Genomic DNA, 16,842 nt, shown 5'->3' with positions numbered 1-16,842 from the left:
TTAACATGGCAATTCCTGTTTATCTGTGGCTGAAGGACGATGGCGGCGCGGACATCAAAGGTTCCGTGGACGTTCAGGATCGTGAAGGCAGCATCGAAGTTGTTGCTCAGGAACACAACCTGTACATCCCGACCGACAACAACACCGGCAAGCTGACCGGCACCCGTATCCACACGCCGTTCCTGTTCACCAAGGAGATCGACTCCTCCAGCCCGTATCTGTACAAGGCGGTGACCACCGGTCAGACCCTGAAGTCTGCGGAATTCAAGTGGTACAAAATCAACGATGCCGGCCAGGAAGTGGAGTACTTCAACACCAGACTGGAAAACGTGAAGGTGGTGAAGGTGAATCCGGTGATGCATGACATCAAGGATCCGTCTTTCGAGAAGCACAACCATCTGGAGCAGATTGAGCTGCGCTACGAAAAAATCACCTGGACCTACAAGGACGGCAACATCATTCATTCCGATTCCTGGAACGAACGCGCCACCGCCTGAGTCTTGTGCGGACGGGTTCTCCCGTCCGCCGTTTTTGCTGAACGCCTGTAACCGCGGACGTTCAGCAAAGAAAAACACAATCTGCCTGCCCGACCTTATGCGCTTTGGGTTCCTGAATGACAGGAAAAGCGACGGGCGGTAGCGTGCCCGGAACTGATAAAGAGAGAGTCTCATGGAAAATCCAGCCAGCCTGTTACGTCGTCTGAACCCCTACTGCGCCCGTGCGATGGAAGGCGCGGCCTCCCTGTGCCAGACCCGCGCCCATGCGGAAATCCTGCCCGAGCACTGGCTGCTGAAGCTGCTCGAACAGGGGGAAGGTGATCTGACGGTGCTGGCACGCCGCTACGAGTGGGATATGGACGCCATCTGGCAGGATTTGCTGAATTTTCTGGAGAAGCTGCCCCGTTCAGTGCGCGGCCGTCCGCAGCTTTCGGACAGCACTCAGACCCTGATGCAGGACGCGTGGCTGCGCGCCTCGCTGGCAGGCGAAGCGCAGATCCGCAGCCAGCACCTGCTGATGGCGCTGGTGGACCGGCAGAGCCTGGTGCGCTGCGACGGTCTGTGGCCGCTGCTGACGCTGGGGCTGAGCCAGCTTGAGCGTCTGCGACCGCTGCTGGATGCGCAGTCAGACGAGCGCGAAGAGGTACAGCAGGAAGAGGAGCTGACGCAGGGCTGCAGCGTGCCGCTGTCCGGCAGTGAGGTGAAAGAGGGCGAACTGAATCCGGCCCTGCAGAACGCGCTGGACAAGTTCACCCTTGACGTCACCGCTAACGCGCGTGAGGGAAAAATCGACCCGGTATTCGGCCGCGACAATGAAATCCGCCAGATGGTGGATATTCTCTCGCGGCGTCGCAAGAACAACCCGATTCTGGTCGGGGAGCCGGGCGTGGGGAAAACCGCCCTGGTGGAAGGGCTGGCGCTGCGCATCGCCGAAGGGAATGTACCGGAACCCCTGAAAACGGTGAGCCTGCGCACGCTGGACCTCGGTCTGTTACAGGCGGGGGCAGGCGTGAAGGGGGAGTTTGAACAGCGCCTGAAAAACGTCATTGATGCGGTGCAGCAGTCTCCGTCCCCGGTGCTGCTGTTTATCGACGAAGCGCACACCATTATCGGTGCGGGTAATCAGGCCGGGGGCGCGGATGCGGCCAACCTGCTGAAACCGGCGCTCGCCCGCGGCGAACTGCGGACCATCGCGGCCACCACCTGGAGCGAATACAAGCAGTATTTTGAGCGCGACGCGGCACTGGAGCGGCGTTTCCAGATGGTGAAGGTGGATGAGCCGGACGACGACACCGCCTGCCTGATGCTGCGGGGGCTGAAATCCCGCTACGCGCAGCACCACGGGGTGCACATTACCGATGAGGCGGTCAGGGCGGCGGTGACCCTTTCCCGTCGTTACCTGACCGGCCGTCAGCTGCCGGACAAGGCGGTTGACCTGCTGGACACCGCCTCGGCCCGCGTGCGGATGAGCCTCGACACCGTGCCGGAGCCGCTGACCCGGATGAAGGCGCAGCTCACGGCCCTGGCGATGGAAAAGCAGGCGTTACTGGAAGATATCGCGGTGGGTAACATCACCCACGGTGAACGTCTGGCGGCCATCGAACAGGATGAAGTCCGCATTATTCTGGAGCTCGACGAACGGGAAGCGCAGTACGGCCAGGAGCTGAAACTCACGGAAGAACTGCTCGCCTGCCGTGCGGACCTTTCCCGTCAGGCGGAGATTGCCGGCCTGCAACAGCAACTGAGTGACGTTCAGCAGGGTAACCCGCTGCTGGGACTGGATGTGGATGCGCGTACCGTCGCCACCGTGATTGCCGACTGGACCGGTGTGCCGCTCTCCTCATTAATGAAGGATGAGCAGACGGAACTGTTACGCCTCGAAGAGCACCTCGGTAAACGCGTGGTGGGCCAGGACGCGGCGCTGAACGCCATCGCGCAGCGTCTGCGCGCGTCCAGAGCCGGGCTGACGCCAGAAAACGGCCCACAGGGCGTGTTCCTGCTGACCGGCCCGAGCGGTACAGGGAAAACCGAAACTGCGCTCACACTCGCCGATGCGCTTTATGGCGGCGAAAAGTCGCTGATTACCATCAACCTCTCTGAATACCAGGAGCCGCACACCGTCTCCCAGCTGAAAGGCTCACCGCCGGGGTATGTCGGTTACGGTCAGGGCGGTATTCTCACCGAGGCAGTGCGCAAGCGCCCGTACAGCGTGGTGCTGCTGGACGAGGTGGAGAAAGCGCACCGTGACGTGATGAACCTGTTCTACCAGGTCTTCGACCGCGGCTTTATGCGCGACGGCGAGGGGCGTGAAATCGACTTCCGTAACACCGTCATTCTGATGACCTCGAACCTCGGCAGCGACCACATCATGCAGCTGCTGGATGAACAGCCGGAGGCCACAGAAGGTGACCTGCATGAACTGCTGCGTCCGATCCTGCGTGACCACTTCCAGCCTGCGCTGCTGGCGCGTTTCCAGACGGTGATTTATCGTCCTCTGGCGGAGGCCGCCATGCGCACCATTGTGGAAATGAAGCTCGCCCAGGTGAGCAGGCGGCTGAGCCGACACTACGGTTTGACCACCAAAATTGACGAGAGCCTGTATGACGCCCTGACCGTCGCCTGCCTGCTGCCGGACACCGGGGCGCGCAACGTTGACAGCCTGCTGAACCAGCAGATTTTACCGGTGCTGAGCCAGCAGCTGCTGACCCACATGGCGGCGAAGCAAAAGCCGCAGTCTCTGACGCTGGGATGGAATGATGAAGAAGGGATTGTGCTGGAGTTTGACTGCACAGAAGGAGTGCACGCATGAGCAGTAATCCCCCGCTGAGATTCAGCCACAACCATCACCTGCTTTCGGTGAAGGGATGTGACGCAGGGCTTGATGTGCTGGCGTTTGAGGGCGATGAAGCCCTGAGTAAACCCTTCCGCTACCGTATTGAGTTCACCAGTGCGGACCATGCCATCAGCAAAGAGATGATGCTGATGAAGGCCGCTTCCCTGACGCTGCAGGCTCCGGTTGACCAGGGTTACGGCATTAAGGTGCAGCAGCCGGTGCGGGTGATACAGGGGATGGTGAGCGGGCTTGAGCGTCTTGGCACCTCAAAAGATGAAACCCGCTACGCGGTAACGCTTGAGCCGCGTCTGGCACTGCTTGACCGCTCTCACCAGAACGCCATTTACCAGGACATGTCCGTCCCGCAGATTGCGGAGAAAATCCTGCGCGAGCGCCACGGCATGCGCGGCCAGGATTTCCTGTTTTCGCTCACCCGAGAGTATCCACGTCGTGAGCAGGTGATGCAGTACGGTGAGAACGACCTGCACTTTATCACCCGCCTGCTGGGTGAGGTCGGTATCTGGTTCCGCTTCACCACCGACACGCGGCTGAACATCGACGTGGTGGAGTTTTACGACAGCCAGCAGGGGTATGAGAAAGGTCTGGCGCTGCCGTCGGTGCCGCCGTCAGGGCAGCACTCACAGGGTGTGGACTCAGTGTGGGAGATGGAGAGCCACCATAACGTGGTGCAGAAGCAGGTCAGCACCCGCGACTACAACTACCGCCAGGCCACGGAAGACATGAATACCCTGGTGGATGCGACCTGCGGGGATACCACCACATATGGTGAGGCCTATCACTGGGCCGATAACTACCTGACACCCGGCAGCGCGTATGACCGCAACCCGGCGCCGGAGTCCGGGGCGTTTTACGCCCGCATTCGTCACGAACGTTACCTGAATGGCCAGACGAAGACCCGGGCCTTCACCAGCTGTCCGGTGCTCTCTCCGGGGCAGGTAGTGAAAGTCACCGGTGGTTATGAAGTGGCTGAGGTGTTTGCGCAGGGCGTGGTTGTTACGGCGATGCACAGCCATGCCCGGCGTGATGAAGATTTTGGCGTCAGGTTTGACGGTATCCCGGACAGCACCGATTTTTGTTTCCGCCCGGAGCCAGGCAGCCGTCCGGTGATGGCCGGCACCTTACCGGCCCGCGTCACCAGTACCACCGAGAACGACATCTACGGACATATCGATAAAGACGGCCGCTACCGCGTCAACATGCTGTTCGACCGGGACAACTGGGAGACCGGGTTCGAGAGCTTGTGGGTCCGCCAGTCCCGCCCGTATGCCGGCGACACGTACGGCCTGCACCTGCCGCTGCTGGCGGGTACCGAAGTGGCGATAGGTTTTGAAGACGGCAACCCGGACCGGCCGTACATCGCCGGTGTGCTGCACGACTCAGCGCACGGTGACCACGTCACCATCCGCAACTACAAACGTAACGTTCTGCGCACCCCGGCGAACAACAAAATCCGCCTCGACGATGAGCGCGGGAAAGAGCATATCAAGGTCAGCACGGAATACGGCGGCAAGAGCCAGCTGAATCTCGGCCACCTGGTCGACAGCGAAAAACAGCAGCGCGGCGAGGGGTTTGAGCTCAGAACCGACAGCTGGGGTGCCATCCGGGCGCAGAAAGGGATATTCATCTCGGCGGACGGGCAGGCGAAGGCGCAGGGCCAGGTGCTGGAGATGGAGCCGGCGGTCAGCAACCTCGGCGATGCCCGGGAGCAGATGACAGCCATCTCCGGTGATGCGCAGAAGGCGACCGCAAACCCGGCCGATCTTCAGGCGCAAATCACCCTGCTGGAACAGCAGCTGACAGATCTCAAAAAATCGGTGCTGTTGATGAGCGCACCGGACGGTATGGCGCTGACCAGCGGACAACACCTGCAGGTATCGGCCGGGCAGAACCTGATTGCCACGGCCGGTAAAAATGCGGACATCAGCGTGGTGAAAAATCTGTTCATCGGGGTGGGCAATGCCCTGAGCGTGTTTGTGCGCAAACTGGGGATCAGGCTCATCGCGAACCAGGGGGCGGTGCAGGTACAGGCACAGAACGATCTGATGGAATTGCTGGCACGCAAGGAAATCAGCATCGTCAGCACGGAAGATGCAATCCAGATCCTTGCGAAGAAGAAGATCACGCTGAACGGCGGCGGGAGCTATATCACGCTGGATGCGAATGCGATTGAGGCGGCGACGCTCGGGGATTACCGGACACGGGCAGGATTTTATGATCGTCAGCAGAAGGCAAATAAACCAGAAGATTTTCCGAGTGTTGCTCCGGTAGTAGCAGAGCCTGCCAGCTCCGGTAACAACCAGCAAGAAAAAACAGACAAAGATGAAGATGTCCCGGGTGCTGGTCCTGCTGGTCCGGAAGCAACAGCGCCAGCCAGTTATTTCCTTTTTTCCTGACACGGAGTCATTACATGATTATCAGCCCACCGTTTCTGAGAAACAGAACTGCATCCCAGACTGATGCCGACTGGACTGGCGCAATGATGCCGGTAAATACAGACCAGGGGTTCCCGTTGAACGGAGCAGAATCCTGGCATGGGGGTGTTCACATTACACATACAGACGAAGGAAATTCTCCTGAAAAAATACGGGCAATTGCTGATGGCGTGGTGGTTTCGTTCCGTCAGCCATCATCGTCTAAAGATGCAGAACCACTCAATTATCTCGGACCGACAGATGATGGCTATGTTTTGCTGAAGCATGAAACGGAGATAGGAAGCGGAGAAGACGGGAAGGTCGTCTTCTATTCACTGTATATGCATATGAAATTTCTGGAGGCAGAAATCAAACAGGATGCAAAAATATACCGTAAAGCCCCCCTGGGCTCTTCAGGAATGTGCAGTGGTCAGAATGAATTCCATTTCCAGATTTTTTGTGATGACGACAATATCAGCAAGCTGGCGGGCAGAACGACCCGTGAACTGGATGTGTCGAAAGATGGCCGAACCGATGCAGTTTACGGCGATATTCACTTTTATCTTCCGGCCGGAACGAAGTTTTATGACAAGGCACCCGCAGATAACAGTACTTCCATAACCGGTCTTTCGGAGTTGTATACCAGCAGTGCGCCGCTGTATGTCAGTATGACTCTGGCACAAGGCAGCTGCACGATGGTGACCCGCCAGAAAAATACACAGACTGACGGGAAGTATGATCTGCTGGGCGACCCTCTGGTGAATGCTGACGGTGAAGACTACGAATATAATCTTTATAAAACCGCGATGCGGAATTATATGGAAAGCCCCAGCGCGGGGTTTGAACTGCTTCGTTTTGGCCGGGTGATCAATACGGAGCACGAAACGCTGGCACCGGCAGATGCGCCATTATGGATGACCGTGAATTACCCGGGTGGCAAAGGTGTGGTTAATCTCGCTGACGCGAACATCAAAAAGTTCAGTGACGCTGATTTTCCTCACTGGACGGGCTGGCAGCTGGTCGATGACGATGCTGACAGTAACAGTCAGTGTAGCTCGGCCATAATCAGGAAGCTGCAGGAGGAAGGTGAGTACAATAATCAGTGTGGAAAGTTAATCTGTCATTTCCCGTTCGAATGGGAAAAAAGTACGATCGACACCCGTTTTTCATGGCTGAAAACGGGGGATGATAAGCGTGCTCCGATGACGGAAGCAGATTATGCAAAATTTAAAGCTCATGCAGAAGCGCTGTGTTTTGATTCCGGAGCATTCAGTAGTGGAAGACTGTGGCATTTTGAGCCAAAAGCATTCATTGAACATTTTAGAAAATGTAGTTGGTTGAGTGAGCCGGATTTTGTAAGAACGGTTAGAAAAACTGTTAAGAATGAATCAACATTAAGAGAAGAAGGGCGACTGACGGAAAAAAACGTCATTGAGTACCTTAATCAAAAGAAAGAAAAATCGTCAGGAGCAACAATTCGCCCATCAGAAATGAGAAAAAGCCTGGCATTGGTAATGAGAACTTTTGGTGTAAATAGCACAATGCGATTAGCTCATTTTCTTTCACAAATATATTGTGAAACAGGCCGTATGAGCGAATGTGAAGAGAAAGGGAAAGATTCATATTTTGATAAGTATGAACCTGAATTTGATTCAAAACATAATAATAAAAACGAACTCGCTAAAAAACTTGGAAACAATCAAGTTGGAGATGGCATCAAATTTAAAGGCCGTGGAATTATACAGCTTACAGGTAGGAATAACTATAAAATATATGGTGAATATAAGGGGGATGCCACAAAGTTCATAAGTTCAGCTAGTGCGGAAAATTTAATATCGTCATCTTATTATTGTTGTGACGCAGGCGGATTTTATTGGATTCAGAAGCAAAGAGTGAAGGTGCAGAATAAAAAACTAGTTAATTGGGGGGCGTTGAGTATACATTACTGGGCCGATCAAGGGACTACTTATGCAGAAGTGAAGGCGGTAACTAAGTGTGTTAATGGAGGGAGCACTGGATTAGATGGTATCCGGTGGCCTTGTTTTGAACACGCATTTTACGCTTTAAATGATAGTGTTTCTGCAAATGATAATGTAAAATTTTTAAGCTGATGGTGCTAATATGAAAATTAAGCTTTTGGTTGCCATTTTTTCAATGGGAGTGGTTATTAATGCTTATGCAAAAAACATTGATTTTTGTAAAACGATAGAGTTCGATACCGGAGATTTTAATTACGCCCCCATTGAACAAGCGTCTTCTGATTCTGAATGTCGTTATAAACCGGTTCCAATACAGTATAAAGGGATAAAAGATATATTCAATCTTACCTCAGAGGCAAACCCCACAGGTGGAGCAAGCTATCTCAGATGGGATGAATCAAATAAAACGTATAGCTATGATGAAGATGAATTAAAAAGTACAATACATGATATTGCAAAGCAAAGTGGCAACAATAAATACATTGAAGCATTAAATCCAATTGTAAAAATAAAATTCACTCCAAAGGGTAAAGGAGGTGTGGTTGTTTCTGATATTGTTTTTGAGGATAAAAAAAGAAAACCGATAAGCATTGTTAGGGATATATATTTTTACTCGCAAGATGATTACGCAGCAGTATATAGTTCCGCTCTAATAAAATACTCTCAGAAAAATGAAATCTGTTTTCTAGAAAAAGTTGAATCAGTTTTTGAATCAATGAATATAAATTGGTGAAAATGTGAAGGAGTTTGATTTCGAGTGCTGTTTAAAAATGTCGATTTTTTTAGCGAGGTTTGATGATTTTAAGGTCTGCAATAAAAACTTCTTACAACAGAGGTTATGAATGCTTTTTTCCCTGAAACATCTTCCTGAATGTTATCCACGGCCAGTTCCGCCAAAAATATCCCGCTGGTTTGCTGTCCTGGCGGCAATGCTGGTCATCAGTGTGATCCTCATGCGAATATTCGGACGCTACATCGATAACAACCACTTCTGGTTGGTCGCTATTGGTACGCCCGTTGTTGTTTGGATTATAAGTTTCGGTTTTCGTATGTGGCTCTGGTCATTACAGGACAGTAAAGCGAATAGTTTTGACAGGCGCCGGGAACAATGGATCTTGCGTGAGACCCGCAGGGTACGCCGTGCGCTTCAGATATTGAATACGACATTTATAACTGCCCATCAGGAAGACGAACAGCGTTCTGTCGCTGTTGAGATGCTCAATAATCAAAGCATTATAATTTCTCAGTCCGACTGGGAAGGTGAAAAAAGCAAGAGGCTGAGCCGTATTACCACAGAACCTGAAGGTACTCCTGAATTGGTCGTCTCACGTCTGTTCTCTGAACTCATTGCCGATCTGCCAGTTGACCAGTTTCCGGAATACGCCTCGCTTGTTGTCATCCTCGATGTTTCGTCATCACTGCCATTACCTGCTGTCAGAGATATCTGGCAGGAAGCCTGGCACGAGAGTGGCATAACCTGTGCTGTTGAGTACATAGACAGTAATGGGCCGGGGGTAGTCAGCCACTGGCTGGATCACCGTATTAAAGATGAGGCGATGCTTTTGATTATCGGTCTCCAGATTGATCCGGTTGAATCAAACAATACTGCTGAAGCAGCCGTTGCGCTGCTTCTTGGCAACCGCCTGACACAGGAGGTACTCGAACCTCTCGCGTTGTTACACCGGCCAGATGCTTCCCCTTCAGGTGAACTGAGCGAGGGAATGAAAATGGCCGCCTGGAACGTCCCGCTCAAAGAAAATATCGTTAAAAATTTATGGCTTGCCGGGATGACGGGTGAGCAACGCGCAGAAGTGATCGCGTGCCAGAATGCGCATCCTGCGCAGTCTGTAGCGAACGACTCCGTTATTTCACTCGATAGATCCATGGGGCATGCCGGAGCCGCAGCCCCCTGGCTGGCCATCGCAGCCGCCACTGAAATCGCCCGACAAACACAGTCCCCACAGATGATTATCTGCGGTGATACGACACAGAATGTGCTGTGGAGCACACTCATTACCCCCATTGCTTCCCGACAGGAGATGGATCCGTGAAGCTACCTTTTGCTTTTGCACCGAAGTCTACGGAAGGCCGCTATCTTGCTGTCACATTGATTTTCTTTTTGTTGTTAGCCGCTATGACGTTCATGGTCTGGAAGCATCCGGATATTGCCGGGATTCAGTACGGTAGTCAGCAGCAAACTTACTGGCTTATCGCTGGCGGATGTATTTCAGGATGCACATTTATCATGCTGGTTGTGCACCTGTGGGCTGCTCTCAGTGCCGGTAAAAAGGAGTTTGATGCGCTTGTCGCCAATGCCAGTGGTGATGATGAGAAAAAGAAACGGGAAAATGATAACGACCCTGTTCACCCTGCGGTGGTCATGTGTGACAGGATTCGGGCGCATCTCCGCTCCCGTATTAGTCTTTACTGGCGCAGCAAAACCCGTCTGCTGTTAATCACTGGCGATGAAGCGGCAATCGAACAACTGGTACCCGGCCTGCAACAGCAGCAGTGGCTTGAAGGTAACCGCACCGTGCTGATTTACGGCGGCAGCCTTGCATCGGAGCCCGACCGCGAAAAATACATCGCGCTGCGCAAGCTGCGACGCGGACGCCCGCTGGACGGGATTATCCGTGTACTACCGCAGTCGCTTAAGCTGACCCCGCAAATCAGCGACAACGATTTACGCGGGCTGGAAAAAATCAGCGAACTGCTGCGCTATTCCGCCCCGGTCTGGCTGTGGCAGTTGTGCGACAGCAACTGGTCGCAGGATACGCGTCCTGAGCAGGCGGTAGGCGCAAGCTTCCCGCTGCGTGCCAAAGCTGACGATATTACACGTCAGCTTGAGCGGATGCTGCCTGCATTGCGAACGCAGGGTGTGAGTCAGGTCACTGAGAACAACCGCCACGACTTTCTGTTGCGCCTGGGTCAGCATCTCCAGGACGGCGGTATCGTCCGCTGGACTGAGCAACTGGTGCCATGGTTGGCTGCCTCCCAGCAGCGCGTTCCCCTGCGGGGGCTGATGTTCAGCCTGCCGGAGAAGAAAACTGCCGGTACGCCAGCGAGCACAGCCGACGCTGAGCAGTATATTCCGGGGTCACAGCGTCATGCGCTGACCCTGCCGGCAACCTGGCAGGGTATCGTTGACGACTGCCCCCGCGTGCGTGGCCGCCGTGTCGGTATGGCGTGGGAGCAGACGCTTGCCTGGACGCTGATGGCCATTATCGGTGTCTGGGGGGCGGGAACGCTGCTGTCGTTCGCGGTTAACCGGTCACATATAGTCTCTGTTGCGCAGCAGGCGCATGCCCTGGTAGAGCATCCTTCCGTATCGGATTACCAGCTGACGGCCCTGCATACTCTGCGCAATGATGCCGGCCGCCTGCAGCACAGTATCCAGGACGGAGCGCCCTGGTATCAGCGCTTCGGCCTCGACCATAATCAGCAACTGCTTGATGCGATGCTGCCCTGGTACGGCGTGGCAAACAACCGCCTGATACGCGACCCGGCAAATGAGGCGCTTAAGCAGAAGCTCAGCGCGCTGGCAAATTCTGCCCCCAACAGTGACCAACGGGCACGACTGGCGAAACCGGGCTATGACCAGCTGAAAGCCTGGCTGATGATGGCTCGTCCGGATAAAGCCGACGGCGCATTCTACGCGCAGACCATGAAAACCGTGCAGCCGACGCGAATGGGTATCTCAGCAGGCCTGTGGCAAAGCCTGTCACCGGATTTGTGGGCTTTCTATATATCCGAACTGCCAGCGCAGCCACAGTGGAAAATCACGCCGGATGTGCAGCTGGTCAGCCAGGGCCGCCAGGTGCTGCTGCAGCAGATAGGACGGCGCAACGCGGAAAGCACGCTGTACGAGAACATGCTCAAATCCGTGCGCCGTAACTTTGCCGATGTGTCTCTGGAGGACATGACCGGCGGTACCGATGCCCGTCGCCTGTTTACCACCGATGAGGTGGTACCGGGAATTTTCACCCGTCAGGCCTGGGAGGGGGGGATTCAGCAGGCTATCGAAAAGGCCGCAAATTCCCGCCGGGATGAAATCGACTGGGTACTGAGCGACAGCCGGAAAGCCGTCTCCTCAGACCTGTCGCCGGAAGCACTGAAAGCGCGTCTGACACAACGCTACTTCACTGACTTTGCTGGCAGCTGGCTGAGCTTCCTCAACAACCTGCAACTTAATCCGGCGAACAACATAGCGGATGTCACCGACCAGCTGACGCTGATGAGCGATGTCCGCCAGTCACCGCTGATCGCCTTGATGAATACCCTCGCCTGGCAGGGACAGACCGGACAGCAGCGCGAAGCTCTTTCGGACTCGATCATCAAATCGGCAAAAGATCTCGTAGGCGGAAAAGATAAGCCTGCGATTGATCAGTCTGCGTCAGGACCGCAGGGGCCGCTGGATGACACCTTTGGACCTTTGCTTCAGCTTCTGGGTAAAAACAAGGGCAGCAACGTCATGTCGGCTGATAACTCCCTGAGCCTGCAGACGTACCTGACCCGTATCACCCGCGTGCGTCTGCGCCTGCAACAGGTGGCCAGCGCCTCTGACCCGCAGTCAATGATGCAGACCCTGGCGCAGACCGTATTCCAGGGCAAAAGCGTGGACCTTACCGACACCCAGCAGTACGGCAGTCTCATTTCTGCAAGTCTTGGCGAAGAGTGGAGTGGTTTTGGCAGCACGATGTTTGTGCAGCCGCTGACCCAGGCATGGGAAACCGTGCTTCAGCCCTCGGCGGCGAGCCTCAATGACAAGTGGAGCCGCTCTGTGGTGGCGAACTGGCACACCGCATTTGACGGGCGTTTCCCGTTTGCCGCGAGTAAAAGTGATGCCTCCCTGCCGATGTTGGCTGAATTTGTGCGTAAGGACAGCGGACGTATTGAACGCTTCCTGACGACAGAGCTCGGTGGTGTTCTGCACAAGGAGGGCAGCCAGTGGGTGCCGGATAAGGTCAACAGCCAGGGGCTGAGTTTTAACCCGGCCTTCCTGCGGGCGATTAATCAGCTGAGTCAGCTGTCGGACATTTTGTTTACCGACGGCAGCCAGGGTATCAGCTTCGAACTGCAGGCGCGTCCGGTACCGCAGGTGGTGGAGACGCAACTGACTGTTGATGGACAAAAGCTGCACTACTTCAACCAGATGGCTGACTGGCAGTCCTTCCGCTGGCCGGGAGACACGTACAAGCCGGGTACCATGCTAACCTGGACCACGGTCAACGCCGGTGCGCGTCTGTTCGGGGATTACAGCGGGACTTGGGGCTTTATTCGCTGGCTGGACCAGGGCAAGTGTGCGCAGCTTGATCGCAGTCAGTGGATGATGAGTTTCACCGCGCCGGATGGCCGTACCCTGCAGTGGGTGCTGCGTTCACAGCTGGGCAGCGGGCCGCTGGCGTTACTGGCACTGCGCGGCTTTACGCTGCCCGATCAGATATTCAGCGTCGACAGCGCGGCCACGGCGCAGGCGCTGATGGCCAGTACGGAAGACAGTGATATGGACGGAACGGAATAATGGATATTTTGCAGAATCTGGTTGCCGCCTGTCAGGCGGATGAAACCCTGTTGCGACAGCAGGCGCAGGTACGCACGGAAAACTGGCAGCCCTGGCTTGCCCCGGTGAGCGCAACCTGTCCGGCGGGAGAAGACCCGGGATATGACGATGATTTCCAGCGCATTCGCGAGGAGGTTAATAAGCTTTCCGGCATCGATACCGGGCTGATATGCACGCTTGCTGAAAAACTGCTGACCATTACTGCCAAAGATATCCGGGTTGCCACTTATTACTGCTGGGCGCGCCTGCACCAGGACGGCGAAGCTGGCTTCGCCGAAGGGCTTGAACTGGTGGCAGGATTACTGCAGCGCTACGGCATGCAGCTTCACCCCCGGCGGGACCGCAGCCGCAAGGCCGCGCTGGAATGGCTCGGCGGTACCCGTGTACTGGACAGTTTGTCACTGTACCCGGAGGTCGTACGCGAGGATGCACAGCGTACTGCCGGGGCGCTACTGCTCATTGCTGACAGCCTGGAGACAGAGCCTGAAGCATCACGGGCGGAGCTGAATGCCCTGTACAGCGCTCTTGAGTCCCGTCTGATGAAAGGCGGGGGCGTGGATGCCGTTGTACCGCAGAACGCAAGCAATCAGACACGTAGTCAGCAGCCATCTCACACAACAGAACAGGACGCGCCAGTGCTGAGCCGCATCACCTCGGGTCAGGACTTACTGGCTCAGGCTCGCACCCTGACGGGGTACCTGCGTGAGCAACCCGGTGGCTGGCTTGCGGCGCACCGGCTGATGAAAAGCCTGCGTCATGACACGCTGAGTGCTATTCCGGCACCGGATGCTGAAGGGAAAACGCGCATCGAGCCGCCGCGATCTGACCAGCGGGCGATGCTCAAGCGCCTCTATCTGCAACAGAGCTGGCTGGAAATACTGGAGCAGGCGGACAATACCTTCTCACGCGGTGCCAATCACCTCTGGCTGGATTTGCAGTGGTACACCCATCAGGCCCTGATGAAGTCGGGGCAGGATGTGCTGGCCGACATCATCACAGCCGACCTGAAAGGGCTGCTGCGCCGTCTAACCGGGCTTGAAACCCTGGCCTTCAACGACGGGACACCGTTTGCCGATGAGGTCACGCTGAACTGGATAAACCAGAGCGTGCTGGACGATCTGTCCGGCTGGCGGGATGAACCTGTCAGCGCTATCAGTACGGGTGATAACGATATTCTGGCGCTTGAACCTGAAGCACTGGAGAAAGCAGACAGCGAAGGACTGGATGCCACACTCCACTGGCTGCAGACACGCCCGGGTACCGACACCAAAGACAGATGGTTGCTGCGTCTGCTGATGGCCCGTGTGGCAGAGCAGAAAGGTAAAAATGAACTGGCCCTGCATTTACTGGGTGAGCTCGACAATGCCGCACAGTCCATCACCCTCGCGCAGTGGACGCCGGCGCTGTTGTTTGAAGTGAAATCACGCCGCTTCCGACTGCTGCGCATAAAAGCCACACGCAGTGAAGCCGATAAGTCACGGCTTCAGCCGGAGATGGACCAGCTTCTGGCTGGCCTGATTGCGCTTGACCCGGCAGGCAGTGCGGTGCTTTGCGGGTAACCAGGACTGAATTCAGCAAATAAGGAAAAACATATGCCAGCAAAAGGTTTTTATCTGGTTCAGGGTGACAAAACGACCTGCGGCGGAAGAATTATCACGGGCGCAGAAGATCACACACTGTTTGGTAAACCTGTTGCCAGGGAGCAGGACGGCGTGACCTGTGGTAAATTTGTAGGGCTTTACAAGGTAGCCGGTGGCATTGATAACGATACCATTCACGGCAGGCGAATGGCCGGAACACTCGACAGCTACAGTTCCTGTCCGTGTAAGGCGAAGTTTATTCCGTCGATGATGGATGATACGTACGAGAAGAGTAGCGGAGCATCTACAGCAGAATCAGCAGCAGGTTTTGTGGCGCCGGGGCAAACTTCCCCGGAATTGCCCTCTTATCTCACTGGTGAACAAAAGCCAACGGGATTTGTATCTGATTACCCTGTGTTAAAAAACACACATGATTTACCTGATGAAAAGTTAAGAATGATGTTTAAGCAAAATAACCAAGACATCATGTTATTAACTTTACCCGAAGTGTTTGATATATTGTCATCCTGGGGGGCGTGGAAATACGGCTGGATTGCGATAACTGAAAGCACACCAGGTCAAATAATTGTTAACTATGGTACAAATATAAAGGATGTCGTCACAACATCCATGTTGGTGGGGCAGTTAGGTAGTTTTGGGATAAAGGCCACGGTATATGTGAATCATAAAGGCACAGAATTGATTAAAATTAGTGGCTACCCTGGAGTTAGGAAAATATTAAATGCGCCAGTTTTTTCCGCAAAGAACCCTAAGGTTGTAGATATAGGCATAGGCAAGTATGGTCTGAAGAAATCGATCATAGAAGGTGCAAGATTAACCTTTTATGTGGCTGCAGCATATCGCACTATCGATTACATAATGAATGATGAAACTTCCTTCGCTGAATTTATTGGTAGTCTGGCAACAGATGCAGTTAAAATTGGTATAGCATCTGCTGTCGTTTGGGGGGTGGGACTGGTTCTGGTAACTCCATGGATCGTTGCAAACTTAGCAATAGTTGTTGTCGTTGGCGGTGTTGCTGCCATTACCTTAAATGTTCTTGATGAAAAATTTGGTGCGACTGACAAAGTTGTAGCCTATATAGAGTCAGCACAACAAGAATTTGCAAACAAAGCCAGAGAGGCTGAACAGGGATTACTGGATCTTGGGGCGATGTTTGCTGAACAAATGCTAATTAGAGGAAAGGATGTGATTATTGAGGAGGTTCGCAATTATATTCGTGATAATCTGACGAGTATTCAACGGAGATTGTACTGATGTTTGAAGAAAAAATGCGTCCTTTTCTTGCTATAGTAATAATCCTTGGCTTATGTGCGCTGAGTATTTATCTTGGGAATAGTATATTTCAGTCATACTTCTCTTTCGAAGATAGCATTGTGTTCTCATGGTTAAGCATTGCATTAATTGCCTTGCCTGTTGTGATGATTTTCCCACTTACTTATTTTATTCTGATGATTTTTAAGGGGAGGGGCTTTGCTTTAAAAACAATGGATAATTATGTTTCTTATTTGAAGTGGAGTTGCATTGCTATCTTAATATTAGGGGTGTTATTTTCCTGTTTGTACCCTAAAGAATTGCTCAGCAAGGGATATGTCCGTTGTAATGGTATTCCATCAGGCTGGATGGCAGGAACCGCAACCCGCTACGTTAAAGATCCGTCTATCTGCCTCATAAATTGAAAAAATTTAAAACCATCTTATTATATTGCGCAGCTGGATTTTTCACCGTTTATAAATTAGCAGTTAATCAAGGAAAAATAAACATGGATTACTTTGTGCTGTGTTAATACAATGCAAAATCATAATGGATTATTAATGAGATATTCATTTAAACGAGGAGAGTGAAACAATTGAACCATTGAAAAGTGTTATATGTATTGATAATATATACATGTGATTAAGGAATTAAAGATTGTGTGCGATTACTTTTGAGCTATCAAA

The 16,842-nt window shown here is 53.6% G+C and carries 10 protein-coding genes; all 10 read left to right on the top strand.

Translation table 11 applies throughout. From position 1 onward, the window contains the following. Positions 1-5: 5 nt before the first annotated feature. Complete coding sequence (gene hcp / locus ACQG22_RS12420; protein WP_038985100.1) at positions 6-497, top strand: type VI secretion system effector Hcp; 492 nt, start codon at positions 6-8, stop codon at positions 495-497. A 172-nt stretch (positions 498-669) separates the two neighbouring features. Beyond that, a complete protein-coding gene (gene tssH, locus ACQG22_RS12415) occupies positions 670-3,306 on the top strand; it encodes a type VI secretion system ATPase TssH (protein WP_369706960.1) in 2,637 nt (878 codons plus the stop codon). Then, complete coding sequence (locus ACQG22_RS12410; protein ID WP_369706959.1) at positions 3,303-5,744, top strand: type VI secretion system Vgr family protein; 2,442 nt, start codon at positions 3,303-3,305, stop codon at positions 5,742-5,744. Before tssH ends, ACQG22_RS12410 begins: the two co-directional genes overlap by 4 nt. 14 nt (positions 5,745-5,758) lie before the next feature. Beyond that, a complete protein-coding gene (locus ACQG22_RS12405) occupies positions 5,759-7,873 on the top strand; it encodes a M23 family peptidase (protein WP_426711544.1) in 2,115 nt (704 codons plus the stop codon). A gap of 10 nt (positions 7,874-7,883) precedes the next feature. Beyond that, entirely contained in the window at positions 7,884-8,474 is a 591-nt protein-coding gene (locus ACQG22_RS12400; protein WP_222168444.1) for a hypothetical protein, read from the top strand. A gap of 109 nt (positions 8,475-8,583) precedes the next feature. Then, positions 8,584-9,792 (top strand): hypothetical protein, encoded by a 1,209-nt coding sequence (locus ACQG22_RS12395; protein WP_058679505.1) that lies wholly within the window; start codon positions 8,584-8,586, stop codon positions 9,790-9,792. Then, positions 9,789-13,262, top strand: a complete 3,474-nt coding sequence (locus ACQG22_RS12390) for an ImcF-related family protein (RefSeq protein WP_369707027.1) — start codon at positions 9,789-9,791, stop codon at positions 13,260-13,262. The genes ACQG22_RS12395 and ACQG22_RS12390 overlap by 4 nt, the downstream gene beginning before the upstream one ends. Then, positions 13,262-14,860, top strand: a complete 1,599-nt coding sequence (tssA, locus tag ACQG22_RS12385) for a type VI secretion system protein TssA (RefSeq protein ID WP_369707026.1) — start codon at positions 13,262-13,264, stop codon at positions 14,858-14,860. Before ACQG22_RS12390 ends, tssA begins: the two co-directional genes overlap by 1 nt. Positions 14,861-14,893: 33 nt before the next feature. Then, positions 14,894-16,159: a PAAR domain-containing protein gene (locus ACQG22_RS12380; RefSeq protein ID WP_250182141.1), complete on the top strand. Its 1,266-nt coding sequence runs from the start codon at positions 14,894-14,896 to the stop codon at positions 16,157-16,159. Continuing rightward, positions 16,159-16,581 (top strand): DUF1240 domain-containing protein, encoded by a 423-nt coding sequence (locus ACQG22_RS12375; protein WP_426711543.1) that lies wholly within the window; start codon positions 16,159-16,161, stop codon positions 16,579-16,581. Before ACQG22_RS12380 ends, ACQG22_RS12375 begins: the two co-directional genes overlap by 1 nt. The last annotated feature ends 261 nt before the right edge of the window (positions 16,582-16,842 follow it).

Source organism: Enterobacter cloacae complex sp. 309I3 (assembly GCF_050031595.1).
Lineage (GTDB): Bacteria > Pseudomonadota > Gammaproteobacteria > Enterobacterales > Enterobacteriaceae > Enterobacter > Enterobacter cloacae.
The sequence above is the reverse complement of the archived record's forward strand: the minus strand, read 5'-3'. Positions and strand labels throughout refer to the sequence as shown.